This window comes from Oxalobacteraceae bacterium OTU3CAMAD1, assembly GCA_024123915.1.
Lineage (GTDB): Bacteria > Pseudomonadota > Gammaproteobacteria > Burkholderiales > Burkholderiaceae_D > Rugamonas.
In genome coordinates, this window is record CP099650.1 from 1679694 (window position 1) to 1701998 (window position 22305).

Here is a 22305-nt window from a genome sequence, read left to right on the forward strand (position 1 = left end):
TCACCGCCCGGGGATCCGGCGCAGCGCTTCGCGCGCGACCGGCGCCGGCACCACATGGGCGCCGTCGAATTCCGTGTATTGAACCTCGTAGTCCTCGCGCGCCAGCTGGTTCGCGATGGCGCGTCCCTGCGTGACCGGCAGCACCTCGTCGCCGCTGCCGTGGGCGACGAACACACGCGGCCGCCCGACGCGCCGCATCGGCTTCATGAAGCCCGGTGAAAACGCCACGATATCGCTGAACAAATCCCCGTTCATCAAGCCCACCGACAGCGCGTAGGAAGCGCCGTCGGAAAAGCCGCCGATCACCAGCGCGTCCGGGTCGACGCTGTAGCGCCGCATGGTCCACGCCAGCACGCGGTCGAGGAAGGCCAGGTCGGGACCGTAGCCGCCGCGTATCACGTCCCAGCTGTCGGTCAGCGAGCGCGGTATCAGCAGCAGCGCGCCATGGCGTTGCGCGTGGGCGATGGCGCTGTCGTCGGCGCCGCCGAGCAGCTGGCGCACGCCGTGCAGCAGCACGATCAATTGCAGCGGGCGAGCGGGCGCGCCGTCGATGGGCGCCGGCACGTGCAGGATGGCCTGGCGGCCGTTGGCGAAGGCCAGGGTGTGGCGGCCGGGCGGCAGTTGCAGCGGCGGCGGGTGCTCGAGCAGTGCCAGCGGCCGCAAAGCCGGACGGGCGCGCAGCCGGCCGTCGCTATGCGGGTCGGGCGGTGTCGGGGACGGGGACTGCGTGGCCACGGTGCGTCCCCATGCCGCTACTTGTTGCGGACGTAGGAGGTCAGCTCCCAGCTGTCGCGGTTGAAAGTGCGGCCCTGCCAGTCGGTGTCGCGGTAATCGAGCTTGACGAAGTTGTTCAGTTCCGGGGCGAACCAGACCGTCTCCGTCAGCTGGCCGTTGCCGCCGTTGCTGTTGGTTTCGTCGCCGCGGTAGAGCGCTTCGACCACCACCTTGATGGCGTCGAACTCGCCGGCCGGCGTCTTGATTTTTTCCCAGTCCAGCACCTTGCCCTTGATGGTGTAGCGCCAGTGTTTGCCTTGTTTCGGGTTGTCGCCGGTGACCTCGGTGTTCCATTCCTTGCCGGGCGTGAGCGGGAACGCGTAGCGCGCGAACGACGGCGAGAAGTGCATCGCGCCACGCTCGACCGGGTTCATTTCCGCGCTGAAGAGCTGCTTGGTCACCAGCGCGTTGCTGGACGCCCGCCGCACCTCGACATGCACGCCGGCGTCGTCGATGGCGGTCACCTCCATCTTGTTGACGTTGCCTTTGACGCCTTTCCAGACGTCGGTGTATTGGTAGGTCCAGGAGTCGCCGACGGCGGGTGTGGGCGCCGGCGCGGGCAAGCGCGCCTCAGCCAGTGCGAACGGTCCGGCCAGGACCAGGCAAAAGGCGATACAACTTTTCAGGGTGATGCTGTTGCGCATACTGTCTCCTTTAATTGTAATTTGTTCGACAACGTTATCACAATCCGAGACGCTCTCATCGGCTTTTCATCGACCTTCGATGGGCGCGTGTTCCTTCATCAGCTCGGCCACCCAGTCGATGAACACGCGCAGCCGGGTGCTGACGTAGCGGTTCTGCGGATACGCCACATGCAGCGGCATGGGGGGCAGGCGCCAGTCCTCCAAGAGCGGCAGCAGCTCGCCGCTGGCGACATGGGGCTTGGCCATATAGCGCGGCAGCCACAGCACGCCCATGCCGGCCAGGCCGGCCGCCAGGTAGGCGTTGCCGTCATCGACGGCGACCACGTATTGGCCGTCGATGGTGAGCGTCTCGTCGTCGCGGCGCAACACCACCGGGTAGGTCTTGCCGGTGCGGCCCCATAAAAAACCAACCACGCGGTGGGCGCCGTGTTCCAGCTCGCGCGGATGGGCGGGCGCGGCGTTGCGCGCGAGATACGCGGGCGCCGCATACACGCCCAATTGCAGGTCGCCCACGTGCCGCGCCTTCAGCGACAGGTCGCGCAGTTCGCCGCCGCGTATCACGCAATCGACACTTTCGCCGACCAGGTCGATGGTGCGGTCGCTGACGCCCATGTCGATTTGCAGGTCGGGATAGCGGGCGTGGAACGCCGGCAGCGCCGGCATCAGGATCATGCGCGCCAGCGGACTGGGGACGTCGACCTTGAGCTTGCCCTTGGGCTGGGCCGACGCGTGGGACAGGACCGATTCGGTATCGTCGAGGTCGGCAAGCAGGCGCACCACGCGGTCGTAATACGCCGCGCCGTCCGCCGTCACGTTGACCTTGCGCGTGGTGCGGTTGAGCAGCTTGACGCGCAGGCGCGCCTCGAGTTGCTGCACCAGTTGGGTGGCGCTGGTGCGACTGATGTGGAGCGTCTCGGCCGCCCGCGTGAAGCTGCCGGTCTCTACCACCCGTACGAACGCCGTCATCGCATCGAACCTGTCCATATCGCCTCCCGATCAAGTAATTGTTCGGATTATACAAACAGTGATGGGCTAACTCCGGCGTTTATCTTCGGTTTGATTGCAATTAGACTGGGTTCTTCTAAACAGTTTAAGGAGTTAAGCATGGCAACCCGTGACGTCGTATCCCCACCTGGCCGCCACGCGCTGTATGAAAAGCACCGCTACTCGCCGGCCGTGCGCGCCGACGGCCTGCTGTTCGTGTCCGGACAGGTCGGCAGCCGCGAGGACGGCTCACCGGAGCCGGATCTGAAAGCGCAAGTCCGGCTGGCGTTCCAGAACCTGAACGCGATCCTGGCCGCCGCCGACTGCACGTTTGACGACGTGGTCGACGTAACCATCTTCATGATTAATCCGGACCAAATCTTCGAAATGGTTTGGGACGAGGTGGCGCCCGAGTACTGGGGCCAGGCGCCGTTTCCAACCGCGACCGTCGTCGGCGTGACATGGCTGGCCGGCTTCCAGTTCGAGATCAAGGTCGTGGCGAAGCTGCCGAAGTAATGCGGGTGGCCGCTATGGCCGCCTCACCATCACTCGCCGGCTTTGAGCCGGCGACGCGTGGCGGCGCGTTTGGCGGCGAACTTGGTCTCAACTTCCGCAGCCGGGATCAAGTTGCCGACGTTGGCCGAGTCCAGACCCGCCTGCACTTGGCGACGAAACCAGGCGTCGTGTTCCGCCGTTTCCTGCTGCTGTCGAACGAAGTCGCGCATGAATTCGCGCAGCAACTGGGCGCCGGTGCGGTCGCGGTCTTTGGCCGCTGTCGTGAATTGGTCTTTCAAGCTCGCGTCGACCCGGAAAGTAAAAGTTGCTTCACTCATGGCTCTGCTCCAATGTGTTACAGCGTAATTACATCGTAGCACACTAGGGATTTAGCCGCATTTCGGCGGGGGTGGCGTGAGCAGCGCCGCTGGCGCGAGCACGCCGTGCCTTGCCGCCATGCGGGCGAATTCGCCCGAGCGCACCATCTCGGTGAACAGCGCGCTGTACTGGTCGCGCGCGGCCGCGAACGCGGCGCCGCGCGGGAAGGCGAGATAGCCGTCCAGTTGCGCGATGGCGGGACACAGGGCGACCAGGTGCCCGCTGGTGCGCAGCGCGCCGATCAGCGCGGCGTTGTTGCGCTCATTGGTCGCCAAGAGGTCGACCCGGCCGTGCATCAGCATTTGCACGCCGTTTTCCAATTGATTGACTTCGCTGATGTCCAGCCGTGGCCGGGCTTGATCGAAGCGCGCGCCGTAATGCCAGCCGCGCACGGCGGCGATGCGCGTGGCGTTGAGCGGGCCGAACTCGCCGCGCCATGGCGGGTTGTCGCCGCTGCGCGCGTAGAAGACCATGCGGTCGCGGTAGAACGGCAGGTCGACGAAGGCGAACAGCTTGTCCCGCTCGGGCGATTTGTAGGGGCCGATCAGGATGTCGGCCTGGGCCCGTTGCACCATGGCCTGCGCGCGCGCCCAAGGATAGATACCGAATCGAACCGTGTCGCCCGCGCGTGCCGCCAAGGTGCGCAAGACTTCGACGCTCAGGCCCTGCCATTGGCCGTCGGCGCTCTGGTCGAAAATCAGGTCGAAGCGCGCTCCCACGGCTAGGCGCTCGGCGGCCGTGGTGTACTGCGCCGCGCCGAGCAGCGGCAAACAGGCGAACAACAGGTGTTTAAGCGCGCTCATGAACAGGTTTCCCGGGCCGGTCGATGGCCCCTAGTCTAGCATGCGTGCCGAAAAGCAAGTTACTTGCTCTTCCGATCCGGAGGCGCCAAGCCAGGATTGTTATCGAAATAAGTTAAATGCGATAAATGCATGGCATGTCATCAACTTTTCATCGTTGGTGCGTAAGCTGCTGCCCTGCATGACCTCAGTTTTCGTGTTTCCCCGACAATCGACCTGGATCAATCAAATGCATACTTTCAAATTCGCGCTCGCACGCACGCAGGTGCGTGCATGAGCCGCCGTGACTTCCTCCGCAAAATGGGCAAGTCGGCCGGCGCCAGCGCCGTGCTTGCGACCTTTCCACCATCAATCCAAAAGGCGCTGGCCCTCCCTGCCAACCAGCGCACCCGTAGCCTGCAGGATGTCGAGCATATCGTCGTGCTGACGCAGGAGAACCGCAGTTTCGACCATTACTTCGGGACCCTGGAAGGAGTAAGGGGATTCGGCGATCCGTTCCCGATTCCGGTGATGGACCGGCAAAATCTCTTCAATCGCAAATCGGTCTTCGTGCAGCGCTCTGCCGGAGGCGCGCCGGTGCCTGGCCGGCCCAATTGGCCCCAGGGCCGCGCCATCGCGCCGTTCCGGCTCAACACGGTGCAGGACTTTCCAGTCATGCGCGTGGCAGGGACGCCGCATAGCTGGCTCGACGCCCAGCTGGCGTGGGATCACGGACGGATGAACGACTGGTGCGCTGTCAAGCAGAACCACTCGATGGGCTATTACGCCGACGCCGACATTCCCTTCCAGTTCGCGCTGGCGCGTGCCTTTACCATCTGCGACCACTATCACTGCGCAACCCAGACCGGTACCAACACCAACCGGCTGTTCTTGTTTACCGGTCACAACGATCCCCTGGCGGCCGCAGGCGGCCCGTCGACCGACAACAGCCGCGACGACTTCAATCCGGACATGTCCACCGACTACCTGTGGACCACCTATCCGGAGCGGCTCGAAGCGGCGGGTATCAGCTGGCAGGTTTACCAGAACATGGCGGACAACTTCACCGATAACTCGCTGGCGGGATTCCGCTCTTTCCGCAACGCGTGGTATCGCCGGCCGGGCTATTCGCAATCCCTGCGCGATCGCGGCACCACCACGCGCGACCTCGACCTGCTCAAGGCCGACGTGCTGGCCAACCGCCTGCCTCAGGTCAGCTGGGTCGTCGCGACCGCCGAAGGCTCGGAACACCCGGGTCCCTCGAGTCCCGCGTCGGGCGCCGACTACATCGCGCGCGTGCTGGACGCCCTGACCGCCAATCCGGAGAGCTGGAGCAAGACGGTCCTGCTCATCAATTTCGACGAGAATGACGGCTTCTTCGACCACATGCCGCCGCCGGCCGTCCCGGCGTACACGAGCTACAGCAGCAATCCGGCGCAGTCGCAGCTCGCCGGTGCGTCGACCGTCGACACGACCGGCGAATACCATCACGTGCTCAATGGCGCCGATGCGCGGACGCACCATCGCCCCTACGGTCTCGGGCCGCGCGTGCCGATGTATGTCATCTCGCCGTGGACCAAGGGCGGCTGGGTCAATTCGCAGGTCTTCGACCACACCTCGGTGGTGCGGTTCATCGAGGCGCGTTTCGGTGTGCGCGAGCCGTTGATCAGCCCATGGCGCCGCGCGGTGAGCGGCAACCTGTTGTCCTGTTTCGACTTCGCCAACCCGAACGACAACGGGTTCAAGCAACTGCTGCCGGAAACGGCCGCGCGGCGTTCGATGTCGCTGAGCCTGCCAAACACCAAGGTACCGGCAACGCCAACCACGCTGGCGGCGCCCGTCCAGGCTGCCGGCGTGCGTCCGGCACGCGCGCTGCCCTACGAACTCCAGGTGCAGGCGCAGGTGCCAGCGGGCGGCGGCCAGGTGGAGCTCAGCTTCGACAACCTGGGCGAAGCCGGGGCGGTGTTCCATGTGTACGACCGCCTGGCGTTGGAGCAGGTCCCGCGCCGCTATACGGTCGAACCCGGCAAACAGCTCAAAGGCCGCTGGAACACCGCAGCCGCCTACGATCTGTGGGTACTGGGACCGAACGGCTTCCATCGCCACATCGTCGGCGACGTGCGTGGTGCAGGCAACGCTGCATGGCCGGAAATCAGCATCCGCGCCGACCGCAAAGCCGGCGAGCTGCTCATCGACCTGGTCAACAACGGCGCCCAGCCATGCACCTTCGAACTCACCGCCAACAAGTATTACGCGAACAAGCCGCTGGAAGTGCGCGTCGTCGCACGCTCGAGGAGCACCGTCCGGCTCCCCCTGGTAACCAGCTCCAACTGGTACGACTACAGCCTGCGCGTGGCTGGCTTGCCGGGCTGGTTGCGCCGCTTCGCCGGCCATCTGGAAAACGGCTTGCCGTCGATCAGTGACCCTGCGATGAGCGGGGCAGCGCAACTTGACCAGTACCGCGTCGTTTGACTTTTATAGGGAGCTTTTCATGAAGTGTCGATTTCTCGTTGCCGCGGCGTTGTTCGCCGTGGCGTGTAGCGGTAATGCTGCCGTCACCTACGGTCAGAACCTGATTGTCAACGGCGATGCCGAAGCAGGCCTGAGCGGCTGGACCGGCTATTCGGATTACAACAATTTCCAAGCGGTGGACTATGGCAACAACTGGGTGCTGCCCAGCCAGCCTGGCCCTGTCGATCGCGGAAACAAGATGTTTGCGGGCTCCGGGCAGTATGCGGTGGGCGTTCAGACCCTCGACTTCGGCGCGCCGACGGCCCAGAACAGTTCCTATTCCCTGAGCGGATGGCTCGGCGGCTGGACCGACCAGGGCGATAACGCCCTGTTCTATGTGCAGTTTCTCGATGCGGGGAACAATGAGATAGGAAGCGCCGCGATCGGTCCCGTCACGCCGCAAGATCGCGGCAACCAGACCGGCCTGTTCTACAGGGAATCGTCGGGAATCATGCCTGCCGGCACCAGCAAGCTATCGTTCTGGCTGTCGATGGAGCGTCTCGTTTCGGGCGACAACGATGGCTATGCGGATAACCTGTCCTTCATCGCGCGGAATACTGCCAGCGTGGTACCGGAACCGGGCATGGCGACGATGTACTTGCTGGGCTTGGGCATGTTGGGCGGGGTGGTGCGCCGTAACCGGCGCGCGCGCATGTCGTAATTGCGGCCATACGGCGTCGCGCAACAGCGCGAACGCCGTTGTTGCCCAGGCTTTGCTGTGCCTAAAGCTTTTCGTCGAGTGGCAGGATTTCGATCCGGCGAAATTCCGTCGGATGCGTTTCCGCCTGGATGGCGATGTAGCCGCTTTCCAGCATCTGAGGGAAGCCTTTCGCCATCAGTTCCCGACTGTGCGGATCGCGCGGGTCGAGCTGAGGCTGGCTGTAGCTGATCACGGTCTCGCCATCAAGGATATGCTTGATTAATTTCCCACCGCGAACTTCAACCTCGATTGTTACCCATTCGTCTCCCATATACACCTTCGATTTGGCCGAAGTGCGGTGGGTAGTCGTGAGCTGTCCGTTGAAGACCGCTCTGGTATGGGGGGTACAGAACGATCCGTTGTTCTGGTCACCAGGCCCGCCTCCACCAAGCATCTGCACCTCAATCGACGCGGGAAAGTCCTGGTCGAGTTCCATGGTATCGGGCGGTTCACTAAAGATCATGATGCCGTTGTTGCGAAAGCCCCAGCCCGGAGCGCCCGCAAGCTGTTTGCCGACGAAACGGTATTCCGCCCGAATGCGGTAGTGGGACAGCTTCTGTTTCCAGAACAGGTGGCCGAATTCGCCGTTGAATTTGTCGTACTCGCTGTAGTCGACTTTGAGGATGCCGTTTTCAACCTTGAATGTGTTTTTGTAGTTGACGCCGGCCTGATGGCCTTTGAACTTCGGGGTCCATCCGGATAAGTCTTTTCCGTTGAATAGCTGAATCCACGTGGCTTGGTCAGGCTGTGGCGCGTTGACGCTCTTTGATTCAAGCGAGTTGCCGTGGACGCCAACACACCCCGTCAACGCAAACGCGCAATAAAGGGCTGCCAGTTTTATTTTCGTCATTGCCAATCTCCAGATGGCGGTTGCTGATCAAACTACATCAAAATCACGTCGTAGCGTAATTCGATGCTCTAACGCAATCCATTAGCGTCTACGATTTAATGTAAGTATTTGATTTAATAGATTTTTATTGTCTATTGCCGTACATTGACGCCCCGTAAAGTCGCCGCTAATATGCGTAGCCATGTGTGTAGCTAACGACAAAAAGGACCGGCAATGACAGGAAAAACTAACGCGGCGGAGGGTCTGCAAACCCTCCAGCTGCAACACTGGATACGGGCAGTGAAGGGCGGTGGCAAGCCAACCACCAAAGATCCTCAAACGGGCGAGGTAAGGGAGTTACCGTTGCCCCTGGCGCGGTCGGATGGTGGCGGACTAACGTTCACGCTGTCCACTGCTGGAACTGCGAGTTGGATTTTACGCTATCGGAGTGCCGGCAGGGCGAAGGAGCTCACCATCGGCAACTTCCCCGACATCGGGTTGTCTGATGCCCGCAAGATTGCCCGCGAAAAGCGTGCGCACGTCGACAAGGCAGGCGACCCTGCCATTGACAAGCGGCGCGCGAAAGCGCTGGCGGTGAAGGACTGGACCGTGCGGGAGCTGATTGACGATTACCGCGACAAGATCATGGTTGGCTTGGGAGTGAGTACGCAAAAGGGCTATGGCCGCAACCTGATTCGCATAGAGTCCCGTTTAGGCGCGTATATGGTGACGCAGGTATCCTCATTGGATATCGTGGAGATGATCGAATACGTTGGTGCGCCCTGGATCGAGTCGCGCACGCTGCTGACCACGGCACGGATGCTGTTCAGGCATGCCGCTGGCCGCAAGCTAGTAGCGTCCAACCCATGCATCGGTATCGACCTGACAGCGTTACTGGGCAAGCGTCCGGCAACTAAGCGGCGCCTGATGTTGAGCAGGGATGAACTACTGCTCCTGATGCGGGCTGACATGAACCGAGAGAATGCGCTTGCCGTTCGCCTGCTGTTGGCGACAGCTGTACGTACCTGCGAATTGAGAACCGCTAAGTGGTCACACGTCGATTTCAAGCGCGATATATGGACCATTCCTGAATCGAAGACGGGGCCGGGCATCCAGATACCGTTGACTGAGCCGGTCAAAGGTTGGCTGGACGAACTGAAACAGCGGGCCGGGAGTTCAGCGTTCGTTCTGCCGATGCGTGGCGACTACAAAAACGCATCTTCGACAGGCGACAGGCCGATTAATCCGAACACGATAGGGGCGGCGATTGAATTCTGGTTGAGCGAGTACAGGCCAGAGGTGCGCCGGTTCACGCCGCATGATTTGCGGTCAACCGCGAAAAGCCAGATGCGGGCGCTTGGCGTGCAGCGGGACATCACAGAAATGTGCCTGAACCACAAGCTGCCCGGCATCGAAGGCATCTATGACGTGCACAACTATTTTGAGGAGCGGAAGCAAGCGCTCATGACTTGGTCTGATTTTTTAGTTGCTGTTGAGGGCGAGAGTCTTGCTCTTAGTGCTTCAAAAACGGCTGATTGATTTCCCCGCGTTTTGCGGCGTTTAAAAACGGCACGGTATGCATCGGTATCAGCTAACCGATTTTGACGGCTTGTCCGGCCGTTTAAGTGGCTTCTCTGCCATCGTGGTTTGCCGAACATGCTGACGTTCGGCATAGCTCACAGGTTTTTGCGGCTCTAACGGCTGTTTGCGGCAAAGTTATTTTGTTATCAAAATACCCATTGTCTATGAGATAATATTGGTGCAACGCTTGTTCGAGTCGGCACCGCACAGTACCGGCAGAGTGAGCTTGCTCATCGCGACATTACCTACCCAAACCCAGCTCCTCGAAATCGAAGTGCTTCGGGACAAGTAGCTCACTACACTCCATTCCATCACATCACCTTGCAGCCGTTTCAGGCAGGTATTGTCGCGCCCATTCATTTTCATATTGGAGTATTTCATGGTCACGATACCTACCACCGTAGCCTCCTCGGCAGCCGGATTTCAGCCAGCATTTAAGCCTGTGGCTACCAGAGACCGTCACGCATGCGCATTAGCGTCAGTGGCGATCATCGCAGGAACCACACTTGAGGAGGTGTGGAAGAGGGCGGAAGAACTCGGCCTGCCAAAGACCGGGCCATACAACCACGTCATCGATGGCGATTTTCTGGCCGCACTGTTCGCCAAGTACTCCCTGGTCGCGACCGTCTGGAAGGAGTGCACGAAGGTGGCGCAGCTTCCTGATTTGTGTATTGCCCTTGTCGACTATGACGCTGACTGGGAAGTAGGTCGGCATGTCGTGATTCACCGTGCCAAAGCAAGTCACGACGCGAAGATGGTCATCTATGCGATTGACCCAATGGCAGCTAAACCTGAACAGCAGGTTCGTACTGATCTGGAGGCACTGGCGCCGGCCTGGTACATCGGGGTTCATTCGATGGGGAAAGCACCGACCACATCCGCGAAGAAGTAGCGATAAGCCCTGTCGAGGCGCTCAGAAATTTTCGCCGTCTGGAATTGGTTGTGGGCTCAGCAAATCTGGCATTGAAACACCGAGGCCGCGAGCGATCCTCTCAATGTTACAGATCGAGATGTTACGTTCGCCGCGCTCAACGGACGAGATGTAGTTCGTGTGTAGTCCTGCATACTCAGCCAGTTTTTCCTGAGATATCGATTGGGCCTTGCGGAACCTTCTGACATTCGCAGCAAACAGCAGCTGAGCTTCACACTTTTGGGTTGGGGTGGGCACACCCGAAGCATCGGGTTTTTCCACGCTCAGCACCACACACTTTGAGTTTGATTTCCATGAGACAATAATCAAACTTAAAGTGTGTTTTTATTGTAACTAGTTTTCTCTAGGAGCCTAAGCCATGGATCACATGGATCAAACGACGGTCGGCCGGACAGCCGACCTCTCGAAACGGAATTATTCCAAACTTTCCATCATCGCTGTCACAGCCCTTTCCATTGGCGTGAGTGGGTGTAGTTCCAAACCGGGAGAGTCAGACATCAAGACGAGCCTCGCCACTGAGTTCCAATGTCCGATTTTGGAAATCAACGATGTCAAGAAAACTGACGGCGCTGAACTTGGCAATCACAGCTATGAGGTTAGCTACACGTTTAAGGTCGCACTCAAAGGCGGCAGCACCGCTGCCCAAAAACTGCTGCCCGAAATTAACGTGCTTAATGAACGTTGGGAGCGCGGACGTTCGCAGCATGAGCGAGCAGCCAACGCCGTTGCCATGTCAGACAACCCAGCGCCACTTGAAGGAGCTGTCAGTCGAGCCAAGGACGAAGTCCTGGCAGTGCGGAAACGCCTTGCTGAAATACAGCCTTGCGAGTTGCCTAATGCGCATTTTGCTATTGAGAGAATGCGCGCGGCATCGCTACCAAAAGCGGACTTTCCTGACGATGGAATTCCTGTTGGCCTCGTAATGCGTGGCACCAGTGCGATGGTTAAAGCAGAGAGCGGCTGGCGTTTCGCGGAGCCGCCTCGATTTGATGTCAACGCTGAAAAGGTTAGCCGAGACAGTAGCGTGCATCTGCCTCGTCCGAATGTGCTTTGGACTGAGTTCTCTCAGAAAGAAGGCGCGTTCGTCGCCAGCGTACCGTCGCAGGGCCAGTGCAGCTTTGCGGAGAAGGACGCGAAAACTGGACAGGAGTGGTGGCAGTGTTCATACGGAACTCCGGATACGGACATGATCATCTGGTTCGGCAAGCTTGCCAGTCCTCAAGCGCACGGAAGCGATGATCTTAACGCCAAGATCAAGAGTATGACCGAGCAGCGTAACGAGCAGATTACTGAGGTCACGCCAAGTGCGTTAGGGAATGTCTCTGTTGCCGATTTTTCCGCCAAGTCGGCGGACAGCGTTCGGAGGGGCCGCATCTTCTACACCGGCAGATACGAAATCCAAGCGATTGCTGCTCCAGTGGCTGGGCGTACCGCCAACCTAGCCGAGATGAAGAAGTTCACCGATGGGGTGCTGCCCCCGCTCATCGAAAACTGACCCGCTAGCGCAGCAATCCAACTCAGCAACCAGTCGAAAGTCTATCCAATGCAAACCACTCAACGAATAATCGTTGCAATCACTTCTGCGATACTTCCCGCATGTGGCAGCGGAGGCGCATCTTCAACGCCGGTGACGACCACTCCGCCCACAACACCAACTGGCCCTACTACTCCAGTAGCTCCGATGCCGCCAGTCGTAACTCCACCTACGGTTGCAACTTGCCCCGCGGCGGCGACTGCTCAGTCGCAGGTTATGTTCGACAAAACGCCTATGCTCGCCATTTGTGACGGCGTATATGTTGAGCCTACAGCTACAGCAGATGATCAATTGGCGCTGCGCCAAGGCGTTGCAGCTGCCTATACTGCGGTCACGAACTTCTACGGCACGTTCAATGCACCGCATCCGCAGATGATCTTCTGCCAAACGCAGACCTGCCGCGCATACTTCATGGGCAGCTATGCCGGTGTGTATTCGCCGCTGGGCTTCCAGCTGCCCAGCGCAAGCTACACATCTGGGAAGCCAACCATCTTCATTACGTACACCAGTTTCGTGGGGCAGGCTCATAGCAATACCGTTGCACACGAATTGACCCACACGGAAACGCTTTACCGCTATGGCGGCGGAGGTGTTCCATCATGGTTTAATGAAGGCATTGCGACTTTGGTTGGCAACTATCCTGACTGCACTAACCAGACAGTCAACTGGGTCACCGACCTGCGCACGATGGATGCTGCTATTGCTGCCACCTCATCTAAAGGTGATGCCTTGTACTGCCAATCTAGCCGAGAAATTTCAGCATGGGTCGGCATCAATGGCAAGCAGAAGCTGTTCGACCTGCTGGCTGGAGTCAAAGCGGGACAACAGTTCTACAACCTGTACGGCAACTTCATCAACCACTAAGCATACGACGTCAGACGGGATTTTTCCGTCATCAATCTCGTCTGACGGCAAGCCTCATCGCGTCAAAACAGCACACCCCTCGGCGGCATCAGATCGTGAACATTTAGCACGATCCTTGCTGCACAAGGACAGGTCAGAAATTCTACTGACCTCCACCATATTTCATCCCCATCGTCTTGCACGTTACGCCGGCCCGGCTTAGTTGCCGTTGGCTGGCGCGCGCCCGTGCGCTTGGCGACATATCAAAGGAATCATCATGGACAAAGACACTCAAGGCAAAAGCAATTCCACCAGCCGGACGCCCACCGCCACGCTCAGGACCACGCGACTGTTTCCGCTTGGCGCTGTGGTTGCGACACCTGGCGCTCTTGATCTACTGGACCGCAACGGGATCAACGCAACAACTTATCTGACACGGCACCAGTGCGGCGACTTCGGGACAATATGTCCAGACGACGTGCAAGAGAATATGACTGCGATCAAATACCGGTTACGTGTCCTTTCGGCATATGACGTCGGCACCGAGCGGCTGTGGATCATCACAGAAGCAGACAGGTCGTCGACGACACTGCTGCTGCCATCGGAGTACTGAGCATGGATACCTTGACACCAGGGACGGAAGTTCAATCAGCATCCGACAGCTCTGCATTTTCCCTCTACAACTTGACGCTACTGATGCCGCATCTATCTGTGGCACAAACAGGCGAAATCGACTATGCCGGCGCCGATCCAGCCCTGTTGATACAGCTTGCAGATGCCGCCGACTCCGTGCTTCTGATTATCCACATTGGAACGTCTGCTGTCGGCCGTTTGCTAGCCCAAGCGGAGATTGAGCCACTCGGCGGAGCAACGGTAGCTGACTCCATCGAAGCGCTGGGATGGCTGGTGGCAGAGCTCAACGACATGGCTGGCGCGGTGCATAGGATATCGGCGGCGTGTAGGCGGCACACCTACGATTACGCGCCGGATGCCGTCACGACCATTCCCCTCGCCAAGCCATAAGAAGCAATATTCTTTCAACTCGGCGGCCTAGTGCTGCCGTTTTTACGTGTGGCCTATCGAAGCCGCATTACCGGCACCAACGAGAGAAATCATGAAGACACTCAAAAAACCTTCCACGCACTTGCCGCAAGCTGTGAACACCAAGACGCCGCTTAAATCACCGCAGACTGCACCGTCAGCGCTTGTCGCTAGTTACTCGGCGGCGGCACAGTCGAGCGCCACCACGCGGTCATATGCGACGGACATCCAGCATTTCCTGCGGCATGGCGGCACGATTCCCGCGACAGCGGCCATGGTGGCCGAATACCTAGCCACCATGGCCGGAACCCTCGCGGTAGCCACGCTTCAGCATCGCTTGATTGCAATTCACCGGGCACATACCGATCGCGGCCTGCTATCGCCGATCATGGATCAAATCGTCAAACGGACCATGCAAGGCATCCGGCGCACGCTGGGTGCCAACCAACGGCGCGTGAAAGCCTTGGTAAAAGATGACCTGCTTGAAATGATGGTCTACATCGAACAGCAGTTACCCGTGAAGGCAGCGCGCGACAAGGCTCTGTTGTTGATTGGCTTCGCCGGGGCATTCCGGCGCTCGGAATTGGTGGCATTGAGATACGAGGATATAAGCCCTTACGACAATGGTTTGGAACTATTGATTCGACGGTCCAAGACTGACCAGGAAGGCGTGGGACGAACTGTATTCATTCCGCATGCACGCGGCAACCGCTGTCCGGTGAAGGCACTAAGGGACTGGCTTGAGTTGGCAGGAATCGTGTCGGGTCCACTGTTTAGGCCCATAAATCGGCACGATCAAGTGGTAGGGAGCAAGGCATTAACGCCGCAGAGCATCGCCCTCATTGTGAAATCTTCTGTGAGGATGATGTCGGGTGACGCGGGAGCGAAGATGGTTGCGGGTCATAGTCTACGAGCCGGATACTGTACGGAAGCGGCGATGACCGGACTGCAGCCATATCAAATCCGGGAACAAACTGGCCATAGATCGGATGTGACCTTGGCTCGTTACATCCGCCCGGTCGCGAAGAGGAAGATTCCTAGTTTACTGTGAAGTAAGGGTTGACCTCTGGTCCATACCTCGTTAAGTATTAAAATCCCATCGGCCAACGGTGCCGATGGGGGGCGACTCGCCATAGATGGGACCTAGTTTGATGCCCATACCATATCTAAATTTTTTGCAGCCAACAGCTTGTCCCGAAGTGCGTAGCGGGAAGATTGCATATTAATTTCGCTGCCATCCGTGCGCGGGATGGGAACAATCGCCGTTGCGGCGGCCTTGAACCTGAGCATATATTTTCCAGTATCGTTGTACGGAACGATGGCATCGATCTCAGCGATATGAGTAATGGCTCCAACTGGGGCGACTTGATATGCAGCGATGAACTTCAGCTTTGAGAGGTGCTTTGCATTGATCCGCACTGCAAACCAACAGTGCTCGTTAAGGAAGCGTTGCTTGAACCCTTCCTCGCGGGCCGGTACCACGATCGTGTCAAACTTGTCGCTTTCAGTTCCGACGGGCTGCACCTGATCGCTGGGGTCGTCGTGCTTTGGCGGAGTGAAGGCATTAATTCCGAGCATCGGCAGGATCAGCAACATATCGGCCAAGAATGCCTGGGCCGTTGCCCTGGCAGCAGGAGCCATTGTCGGCGCGGTAGGGCTGTTCTTGTTAAGTAGGATCGCACGGTCGTGCTTCTTGGCTATGGCAACCAGCGCCGACTCTAGATATTGAACTTCGGTTTTCCCAATCTTGTGGTTTCGGTCGAAGAAGTAGACTCCCCATTCCCAACCCTCCTTGTTCGATACATGATTCTTCAAGCGGTCTCCGACAGGATCGGCCTCGCCAATATATATAGTCTCCTCAGCGGCGTTGCCTACAAGGATGTAGATGCCCGCTTGTGAAAAGCCAGGCTCATGCTTTAACAGGTGGAAGAGCTCTTTATTGAAGACGACACCGTATCCCGACCAGTTCGACTTGTCGAGGTGGCGTATTCCTTCTGGATCACCGGTGGTTGCGAAGAGCGTGATGGAAAATGGTTGCATATTCACCCCGTCAGATCTTAACTTCGAAGCGCATGTAGTCTGTGAGGCGCTTGGATTCGGCGATCTCGTCGTGCGGCACAAGCAAGTAACGCCAAGGCTTTGTGCTGACACTTGCTGCGTGATCCGAAGCGTGTTTGCACCAACTTGCTGCGGCAGCAGCTTTGGCCTGAACCTCTTGGGTATTGATATCGGCTTTCGCCTTGGTTTCCACCATGAAGATCGTCGAATCCGTTTCTGCCACAAAGTCAGGGATGTACTCTGGCTGCTCAGTGCCCAGCTTGTAGTAAATCTGAAACTGCCCCTTGGCCGGCTTCAACCACTTCGACGCGTCGCGTTCAAGTATGACTGCGAAGCGCCGCTCTGTATCTGAATCGAATTTCTGCAATGGGTAAAGACAGCGCACGAACCCACCGAACAGCATCTGTTTAATCCGGCCCAGCTCGGTGACAGTTTCACGGAAGTGGTGAGCCGTCTGACCTGCGGTAGCCGTGTAGTTACAGGGTTTGAGTTCAGTGAAGCCACGGCTTACTTGCACCTCGTACTCAGTCGCCTCCTCCCAGAAATGCACCATCATTTGAGCGTGAATTTCACGAGCGATTAGGCGGCGATCCCGATCCAGCACGCCTCTGGTTTCTACCTCCGATAGGTAACCCAGAAGATGTTGCACCATCTGCCCAGAAAGGTCGTAGAGCAGATCGGCGTGAGTGAAGTAGTCAATGTCATCGAAGTCCACAAGCGCGTGGACGATGTAGTCTTCCAGCCGCTGCTCCTTGAGGCCGAGTTCTGATGCCAGCGTGTCTTGTCCGTTAGTATGCAGGTTGTGAATGATGATCTCGCGCTCGCCTGGTTGAAGATGCAACTGAGCGATATCGAGCTTGAATGGGTGAAAACCTGTTGTGACTTCGCCGGTTGGCACAACCGCGATTCGAGGAATGTCAATAGTCTGCTGGACGACGATTTCTGTGGTCTTGGCTACAACCACGGAAAGTTCCAGAGCAAGGATATTTTCTTCTGCATCTAACAGCAAATCACTCTGCGATGGTTTCAGCCGTTCGGTCACTTCTGCCAAGATGGCAGCCTGCACGTCTGGGTTGAGAAGCGCGCTGCTGGTTGGAACGAGTTCGCGCTTGACTTCGTATTTTCCGATCACCTCCATTACAACGCGGGCGGCATGGCGCTCGCGTTCCGTCGCAAAAACCGGCGCAGGGGCTGGTTCAGTTGGTGCCGTGCCTGCAATCGTCGGGGCACTGGCAATGGATGGCGCATCGACGAGCCCAAGGCGCGTCATCAAACCTGAACCGACCTGTACGCTAACCTTCTTGTCATCTGCGCTTGGCGCGTCGAGGATTACCTGTTTCAGCCTTATCGGTGAGTCGCCCCGGTTGGCGTCATCAATGATTTCCTGAAACTTGTCGTGCGCGATGATGTTTAGGCGATCAACCGCTGCAACCCCTGTACGTTTGCCATATGGCAGACGCAGTCCTCGACCAATGGACTGCTCGATCAGTGTGCGCGCATTAGCAGCACGCAACGGCACAATAGTATAGAGGTTGGTCACGTCCCAGCCCTCCTTGAGCATATTGACGTGAATGACGATTTCGGTCGGCTCGTCCACACTCTCTACCGTGAGGAGGCGCGTGATCATCTCTTCTTCTTCCGCGCCGGTGCGACTGGAGTCAACCTGAATCACCTTACCCTGATAGCGCCCCTCATAGAAAGCATTTGACTCTAAGAGTGACAAAAGTTGCCCCGCGTGAGTGGTATCGCGGGCGATGACAAGAATGAAAGGCTTCACGACTTTGACACCATTCTCGCGGGCGTAGGTCAGCAGCTCCACCTTGGTGGTTTCGTGCAAACGAACGCCATCCTCCAGTTTTGTCTTTTCTATTTCCTCAGATGTGTGAGCCTTGGCATCGAAGTTGCGTTGGGTCACAGCGGCAGGCTCTTTGACGAATCCGTCTCCCATTGCTCGGGCTAATGGATAGTCCATCACCACGTTCTTGAACGGTATAGGGCCGCGCGTGGACTCCACGAACGGAGTCGCCGTCACTTCTAGGCCGAATAGGGGCTTTAGCTCATTGATCGAGCGAACTCCAGCGCTGGCGCGATAACGGTGCGACTCGTCCATCAGTAGCACGAGATCAGGCAAGTTGGACAAATGGTTGAAGTAGCTGTCCCCAAGCACCTCTTTCATTCGCTTGATGCGTGGCTCTTTGCCACCACGTACTTCGGAGTTAATCTTCGATATGTTGAAGATATTGATACGGACGTCGTGAGCAAAGCCAACTGACTGATCCTGCACAACTGCTCCCGTCTGGTCGTAGTTGTCGCCAGTGATAATAAGCGGGGGCTGCTGCGCGAACTCCGCAATCCCCTTAAAAACGTACTTAGGCGTGTTGCGGGTGAAGTCCGCGATCAATTTGTTGTAGATCGTCAGGTTCGGGGCCAACACGAAGAAGTTATTGATACCGTGGGCTAAGTGGAGGTACGCGATGAATGCACCCATCAGGCGGGTTTTGCCAACGCCGGTGGCAAGCGCAAAGCACAATGAAGGAAAATCCCGCTCGAAGTCCACTAAAGTGGGAAACTCTGCCTTCAAGGTGGAGAGAATAGCCTCGACGTCTTGATTGTGTCCCAATAAGCTTGGCGCAGCATCAAGCGCACTAACTAATTTCGAGAGAGACTCTGCCTGGGGAGGGCGAAGAGACAATCGGCCTGTGACGGCATTCTGGACACGTGCATTCATTCTTCATTCTCCCCAAAGAGCCCGCTCTGTCCAGAAGCAGCTTTTTTGTTTCTAGATGTTTTTACGGCGCTGGTAATAACTGGTTCAGATTGATCAATCTGCGCGATTGGAAGATTGGAGACGTTCAGGCTGTAGTCATCTTGCCCCCACTCGCAGCGAGCTAATACCATCTTGGGAATCCTTTTCAGGGTGAGGTTCGGCCAGCGCTCTGAGGTCTTGCTGGCGGTAACGCCATGAAAGGCAGCACAGCATACGAGCAGGTTTTGCTCCTTGCCCACTTCATCGGATAGAGCTTGCAGTTGCTCTGCTGAGAGATTCTGGGTGGTGACATAAATGAAGTCTAGTTCACTAGAGTGGCCATGTTGCCACCACCTGGTCTCAGATGGAGCATAGGTAAAGCCTTCAAGCTTAGCGATGGCTTCAGCCAATTGAGCAGCGTTGTAATCCGGATTAATTATCGAATTACCCCAACGATCATTAACGATCAATGTCGGCGCGATACGGAAATAGCGGAAACCACCGCCGCCCTTCCATTTAGCGCTCTCGGAAATTCCACCAACATCTTCCCCTGCAATCACTCGGCGCATTCGAGGAATAATGTGAGTATGGCAGTGCTCGCCAAGCTCGATCATGATCCATCGACGTCCCATTTTGTGAGCGACGGCACCAGTAGTGCCGGAGCCGGCAAACGAGTCCAGTATTAAATCCCCTGGGCGGCTCGCAATTTCGATGATGCGGGCCATGAGTCTTTCTGGCTTCGGCGTCGCAAATACGTCCTTTGAATTGAACGCGAGCGCTTCCTTCTTTGCATCTTGCGTATGGCCAACTTCATCGAAGAACCAAATAGTTTGCGGGGCTTTAGTCAACTCTCCCTGTTCAGATAAGTACATTTTGCGTCGAGGAATCCCGTTTCGATCCTTCCCCCACCATATCTCCCCCTTGCTATCAAGATCCCAGAATTTTTCCTCTGAAACTCGCCAGTATGACCCTGCCGGCGGCCCCTCGATCAATCGACCTCCAGGCGTGCGAATCCCATAGAGTCCCTTGCTGTAAGGGTTTCTAGCGGATAACGAGATCGACTGCCACGGCCCAAGTGGATCGTTGTCGGGATTCTTGTATGACGCATGTTGTTTGTCTGAAGCTGCGACTTGGTTCGGCACCCACCGCTCAGCATCGCGTGCATAGACAAGAATATAGTCATGGTCTACAGAGAAGTGTTTCGTCGAATTTTTGACTGACATAGTCTTTTGCCAGATAGCCGAGGCAATGTAGTTTGCTCGGCCAAAGACCTCATCGCAAAGTACCTTGAGATAGTGGGCTTCATTGTCGTCAATGGTGATCCAAAGAGAGCCGTCATCCGAGAGTAGATTCCTTAGGATCTCCAGTCGATCCCTCATGAGCCCCAACCAGATAGAATGCTCTAGACCATCATCGTATTGAGCGAATGCGCTTCCTGTGTTGTATGGCGGATCAATGAAGACACACTTTACCTTGCCTGTGAACTGTTGCTCCAAGGCTTTCAATGCAAGCAAGTTGTCGCCAAAGATCAATCGGTTGTCGAATATGTCGTTGTCCGTGAATTGATGCGTGGCGTGGAAGGATTGCTCGGGGTTTTCCAACAAGATGCGCGGCTCGAGTTTGGGCCGCTTTTCCTTGCCTATCCAAGTGAGTTCTAGTTTTTGTTTGTTCATGAAATGCTCTCATAGTTGTGGCGCGCGGCCCGACAAGTAGTCGAGCAGGCGCTTGCGCGGATACGCGTCCGCTGCAGTCTGGATATTGCGCAATGGGACAATCGCAGGATCGGTGGAAAGAGCGAAATGTATCTCCATCAGATCGGCGAAAAAGGCCGCGACGCTTCCCTGGTTGCGGAAGTAAGCCAGTGGCCCTTCGAAGGTCAGGCGTTGTTGACCTAGGCCGAAGGTTTGTTGCCGAAGTTGGTCCAGTGTGTCAGGCCGGCTGAGCAGTGCAGAAATAGCAGCGGTATCAACAACCGCTGCTGCGCTGATACGGTTGTGCAAGCGCTTCATCATGACTGCCGTGCTCACGTGAATGCTATGCCGGTAGATTAGGCGCTCTTGACTGCGCGCCGGTGCTCTTGTCTCGTAGTCTACGATAAGGGTCCGAATGGCTCTGTGGCAAAGGACGGCGTTGATCAGTTTCGCCCCTGGTAGCGTTGTAGTGAATAGCGCCTGATATTCAGCAGAGTCGGGGTTGGAGAGCCGCGCCGGTTCAGTCTTTAGCCACACGGCGTAGCGAGGGTCGTGCTGTTGTGAGGCCAAAGCTCGCAACGCCTCTTCGAGGGTGATGGCTTGGAGGCCGGTCGCGAGGACTTCGGGGCGATAATGATAGTCGAAGCCGAGGTGCGCGATTTCCTGCCGCAGTCGCTCTTGGTTTTCGTCGAGCGAAGCGAAGTTGGCAGTTTGGACTGGATTTTGGTGGTTGCGGGCTTTGGTTACGCGTTTTCCAAATGGCCCGTCTGCGGGGGCCTTGATCAAGGTGAACATGACCTTTGCGTCGTCGATGCTCTTGGCCGGATACATACGCACGAACTCGGCGGCCGATGCCACAGTCTGCGCGCCATTGATGATGGATAGCCCGCGTACCTTGAACTTTTTGACTCCGTTCTTGGTGGCCTTCGGTTCTATCAGGTCGCAAACGGCCGTGACACCATTATTGAGGTAAAAGAAGTCCCCAGGTGCGTCGTACAACGTGGCTTTAATTGCCTTGTTGACATCGGATTTGCCACTGCCGAGAAAGTATCGAATATTCCTTTCGTACAGAGCTTTGCCATGAGTTTGGTGAAGCGCCACCAAATCCAGTAGTCGTGCAACACCGTAATACGTGCTTCGCGGGTTTTCGATCTTCTCATGCTTTTGCAGCCCGATCTCCGTATGCACGGGTTGATAGGATTGTTCCGCTAGCAGGTCGCGGGCGATCTCGACGGCAGAGTAGTACGTCACCTGCTTGTCTAACCGTTCCTCGTCCAGATCTTCATCGTCTATTAGAGCCTTCAGGGCATCACTGGCGGTTTTGGAAATCCCATCGCCCGTGAACGGCACAACCAGTTTGATGTGGCTACATGAGTCAAGCGCGCTTTCAATCTCGGCCTTACGATTCTGAACGTTTGTGTTAAAGGCCGTGAATTCCTGCTTGAGCAACAAACGGATACCTTCGCAGAATGGAAGCGCATCCTCTTGTTTGAACTGCTCTGATTCCTTTAGCTTGGTTTGCAGCAAGTAGAGCGTTTCAGAGGTCGCATGGTAGTGGATGGCGTCGATTCCCTTGTCATTAAAATCGTCGACGACAGAGCCGGCAGCAGCCTGCGGCGTAATGTCGAGTAACTTGTGCAGCGCGAAGGCACTGAACGCACGCGAGAGTTGCTTGGCCTGCTGATCTGCTACTGGCTTCGTTTGATCTAGCAGCGGGGGAAGTGACGGCACAAAGCGTTCAGCCAGCACCTTCTTCAGGATAACCATGTACCGAGGTTCAAGCGCA

The 22305-nt window shown here is 57.4% G+C and carries 21 protein-coding genes; 10 read left to right on the forward strand and 11 right to left on the reverse strand.

Going from position 1 to position 22305, the window contains the following annotated elements; all coding sequences use genetic code 11:
- The 3 genes from NHH88_07110 to NHH88_07120 form a co-directional block, all read right to left on the reverse strand.
- Window positions 1–735 carry a thioesterase gene (locus tag NHH88_07110; protein USX15543.1) on the reverse strand — a complete coding sequence of 245 codons (735 nt, stop codon included), beginning with the start codon at window positions 733–735 and terminating at the stop codon, window positions 1–3.
- 17 nt (window positions 736–752) lie between these two features.
- Window positions 753–1418, reverse strand: coding sequence for a DUF3108 domain-containing protein (locus NHH88_07115; protein ID USX15544.1), 666 nt, complete (start codon window positions 1416–1418; stop codon window positions 753–755).
- A 66-nt stretch (window positions 1419–1484) separates the two neighbouring features.
- A complete protein-coding gene (locus NHH88_07120) occupies window positions 1485–2402 on the reverse strand; it encodes a LysR family transcriptional regulator (GenBank protein USX15545.1) in 918 nt (305 codons plus the stop codon).
- Between the two features lie 120 nt (window positions 2403–2522).
- Here NHH88_07120 and NHH88_07125 point away from each other — a divergent pair, with 120 nt between their 5' ends.
- The gene (locus tag NHH88_07125; protein ID USX15546.1) at window positions 2523–2918 is read left to right on the forward strand and encodes a RidA family protein; all 396 of its coding nucleotides are present in this window, start codon (window positions 2523–2525) and stop codon (window positions 2916–2918) included.
- Window positions 2919–2947: 29 nt separating this feature from the next.
- On the opposite strand, the gene NHH88_07130 is transcribed toward NHH88_07125, so the two are convergent.
- Window positions 2948–3235, reverse strand: coding sequence for a hypothetical protein (locus tag NHH88_07130; GenBank protein USX15547.1), 288 nt, complete (start codon window positions 3233–3235; stop codon window positions 2948–2950).
- A gap of 51 nt (window positions 3236–3286) precedes the next feature.
- Window positions 3287–4078 (reverse strand): transporter substrate-binding domain-containing protein, encoded by a 792-nt coding sequence (locus NHH88_07135; GenBank protein ID USX15548.1) that lies wholly within the window; start codon window positions 4076–4078, stop codon window positions 3287–3289.
- A 270-nt stretch (window positions 4079–4348) separates the two neighbouring features.
- Here NHH88_07135 and NHH88_07140 point away from each other — a divergent pair, with 270 nt between their 5' ends.
- The gene (locus NHH88_07140; GenBank protein ID USX15549.1) at window positions 4349–6526 is read left to right on the forward strand and encodes a phospholipase C, phosphocholine-specific; all 2178 of its coding nucleotides are present in this window, start codon (window positions 4349–4351) and stop codon (window positions 6524–6526) included.
- Between the two features lie 19 nt (window positions 6527–6545).
- Window positions 6546–7226 (forward strand): PEP-CTERM sorting domain-containing protein, encoded by a 681-nt coding sequence (locus NHH88_07145; protein USX15550.1) that lies wholly within the window; start codon window positions 6546–6548, stop codon window positions 7224–7226.
- A 61-nt stretch (window positions 7227–7287) separates the two neighbouring features.
- Here NHH88_07145 and NHH88_07150 read toward each other — a convergent pair whose 3' ends face one another.
- Window positions 7288–8115 carry a DUF1080 domain-containing protein gene (locus tag NHH88_07150; GenBank protein ID USX15551.1) on the reverse strand — a complete coding sequence of 276 codons (828 nt, stop codon included), beginning with the start codon at window positions 8113–8115 and terminating at the stop codon, window positions 7288–7290.
- Between the two features lie 213 nt (window positions 8116–8328).
- Here NHH88_07150 and NHH88_07155 point away from each other — a divergent pair, with 213 nt between their 5' ends.
- Together NHH88_07155 and NHH88_07160 are read left to right on the forward strand one after the other, a co-directional pair.
- On the forward strand, window positions 8329–9633 hold the full coding sequence (locus tag NHH88_07155; protein USX15552.1) for a tyrosine-type recombinase/integrase: 1305 nt from the start codon (window positions 8329–8331) through the stop codon (window positions 9631–9633).
- Between the two features lie 523 nt (window positions 9634–10156).
- Window positions 10157–10567 (forward strand): hypothetical protein, encoded by a 411-nt coding sequence (locus tag NHH88_07160; protein USX15553.1) that lies wholly within the window; start codon window positions 10157–10159, stop codon window positions 10565–10567.
- A gap of 21 nt (window positions 10568–10588) precedes the next feature.
- On the opposite strand, the gene NHH88_07165 is transcribed toward NHH88_07160, so the two are convergent.
- Complete coding sequence (locus tag NHH88_07165; GenBank protein USX15554.1) at window positions 10589–10867, reverse strand: helix-turn-helix domain-containing protein; 279 nt, start codon at window positions 10865–10867, stop codon at window positions 10589–10591.
- Between the two features lie 97 nt (window positions 10868–10964).
- On the opposite strand from NHH88_07165, the gene NHH88_07170 reads away from it, so the two are divergent.
- From NHH88_07170 to NHH88_07190, 5 genes are all read left to right on the forward strand, one after another.
- Window positions 10965–12101 carry a hypothetical protein gene (locus tag NHH88_07170; protein ID USX15555.1) on the forward strand — a complete coding sequence of 379 codons (1137 nt, stop codon included), beginning with the start codon at window positions 10965–10967 and terminating at the stop codon, window positions 12099–12101.
- A gap of 255 nt (window positions 12102–12356) precedes the next feature.
- Window positions 12357–13004 carry a hypothetical protein gene (locus tag NHH88_07175; GenBank protein ID USX15556.1) on the forward strand — a complete coding sequence of 216 codons (648 nt, stop codon included), beginning with the start codon at window positions 12357–12359 and terminating at the stop codon, window positions 13002–13004.
- Window positions 13005–13260: 256 nt separating this feature from the next.
- Window positions 13261–13596, forward strand: a complete 336-nt coding sequence (locus tag NHH88_07180) for a hypothetical protein (protein ID USX15557.1) — start codon at window positions 13261–13263, stop codon at window positions 13594–13596.
- Window positions 13597–13598: 2 nt separating this feature from the next.
- Complete coding sequence (locus NHH88_07185) at window positions 13599–14006, forward strand: hypothetical protein (protein USX15558.1); 408 nt, start codon at window positions 13599–13601, stop codon at window positions 14004–14006.
- Between the two features lie 91 nt (window positions 14007–14097).
- Window positions 14098–15075 carry a site-specific integrase gene (locus tag NHH88_07190; GenBank protein USX15559.1) on the forward strand — a complete coding sequence of 326 codons (978 nt, stop codon included), beginning with the start codon at window positions 14098–14100 and terminating at the stop codon, window positions 15073–15075.
- Between the two features lie 92 nt (window positions 15076–15167).
- Here NHH88_07190 and NHH88_07195 read toward each other — a convergent pair whose 3' ends face one another.
- The 4 genes from NHH88_07195 to NHH88_07210 are packed head-to-tail and all read right to left on the reverse strand — an operon-like array spanning window position 15168 to window position 22286.
- Window positions 15168–16064 (reverse strand): GIY-YIG nuclease family protein, encoded by an 897-nt coding sequence (locus NHH88_07195; protein USX15560.1) that lies wholly within the window; start codon window positions 16062–16064, stop codon window positions 15168–15170.
- A gap of 10 nt (window positions 16065–16074) precedes the next feature.
- A complete protein-coding gene (locus NHH88_07200; GenBank protein ID USX15561.1) occupies window positions 16075–18810 on the reverse strand; it encodes a DEAD/DEAH box helicase family protein in 2736 nt (911 codons plus the stop codon).
- Window positions 18807–20501, reverse strand: coding sequence for a site-specific DNA-methyltransferase (locus tag NHH88_07205; protein ID USX15562.1), 1695 nt, complete (start codon window positions 20499–20501; stop codon window positions 18807–18809). The genes NHH88_07200 and NHH88_07205 overlap by 4 nt, the downstream gene beginning before the upstream one ends.
- Before the next feature lie 9 nt (window positions 20502–20510).
- Window positions 20511–22286, reverse strand: a complete 1776-nt coding sequence (locus tag NHH88_07210; protein USX15563.1) for an AIPR family protein — start codon at window positions 22284–22286, stop codon at window positions 20511–20513.
- Window positions 22287–22305: the final 19 nt, after the last annotated feature.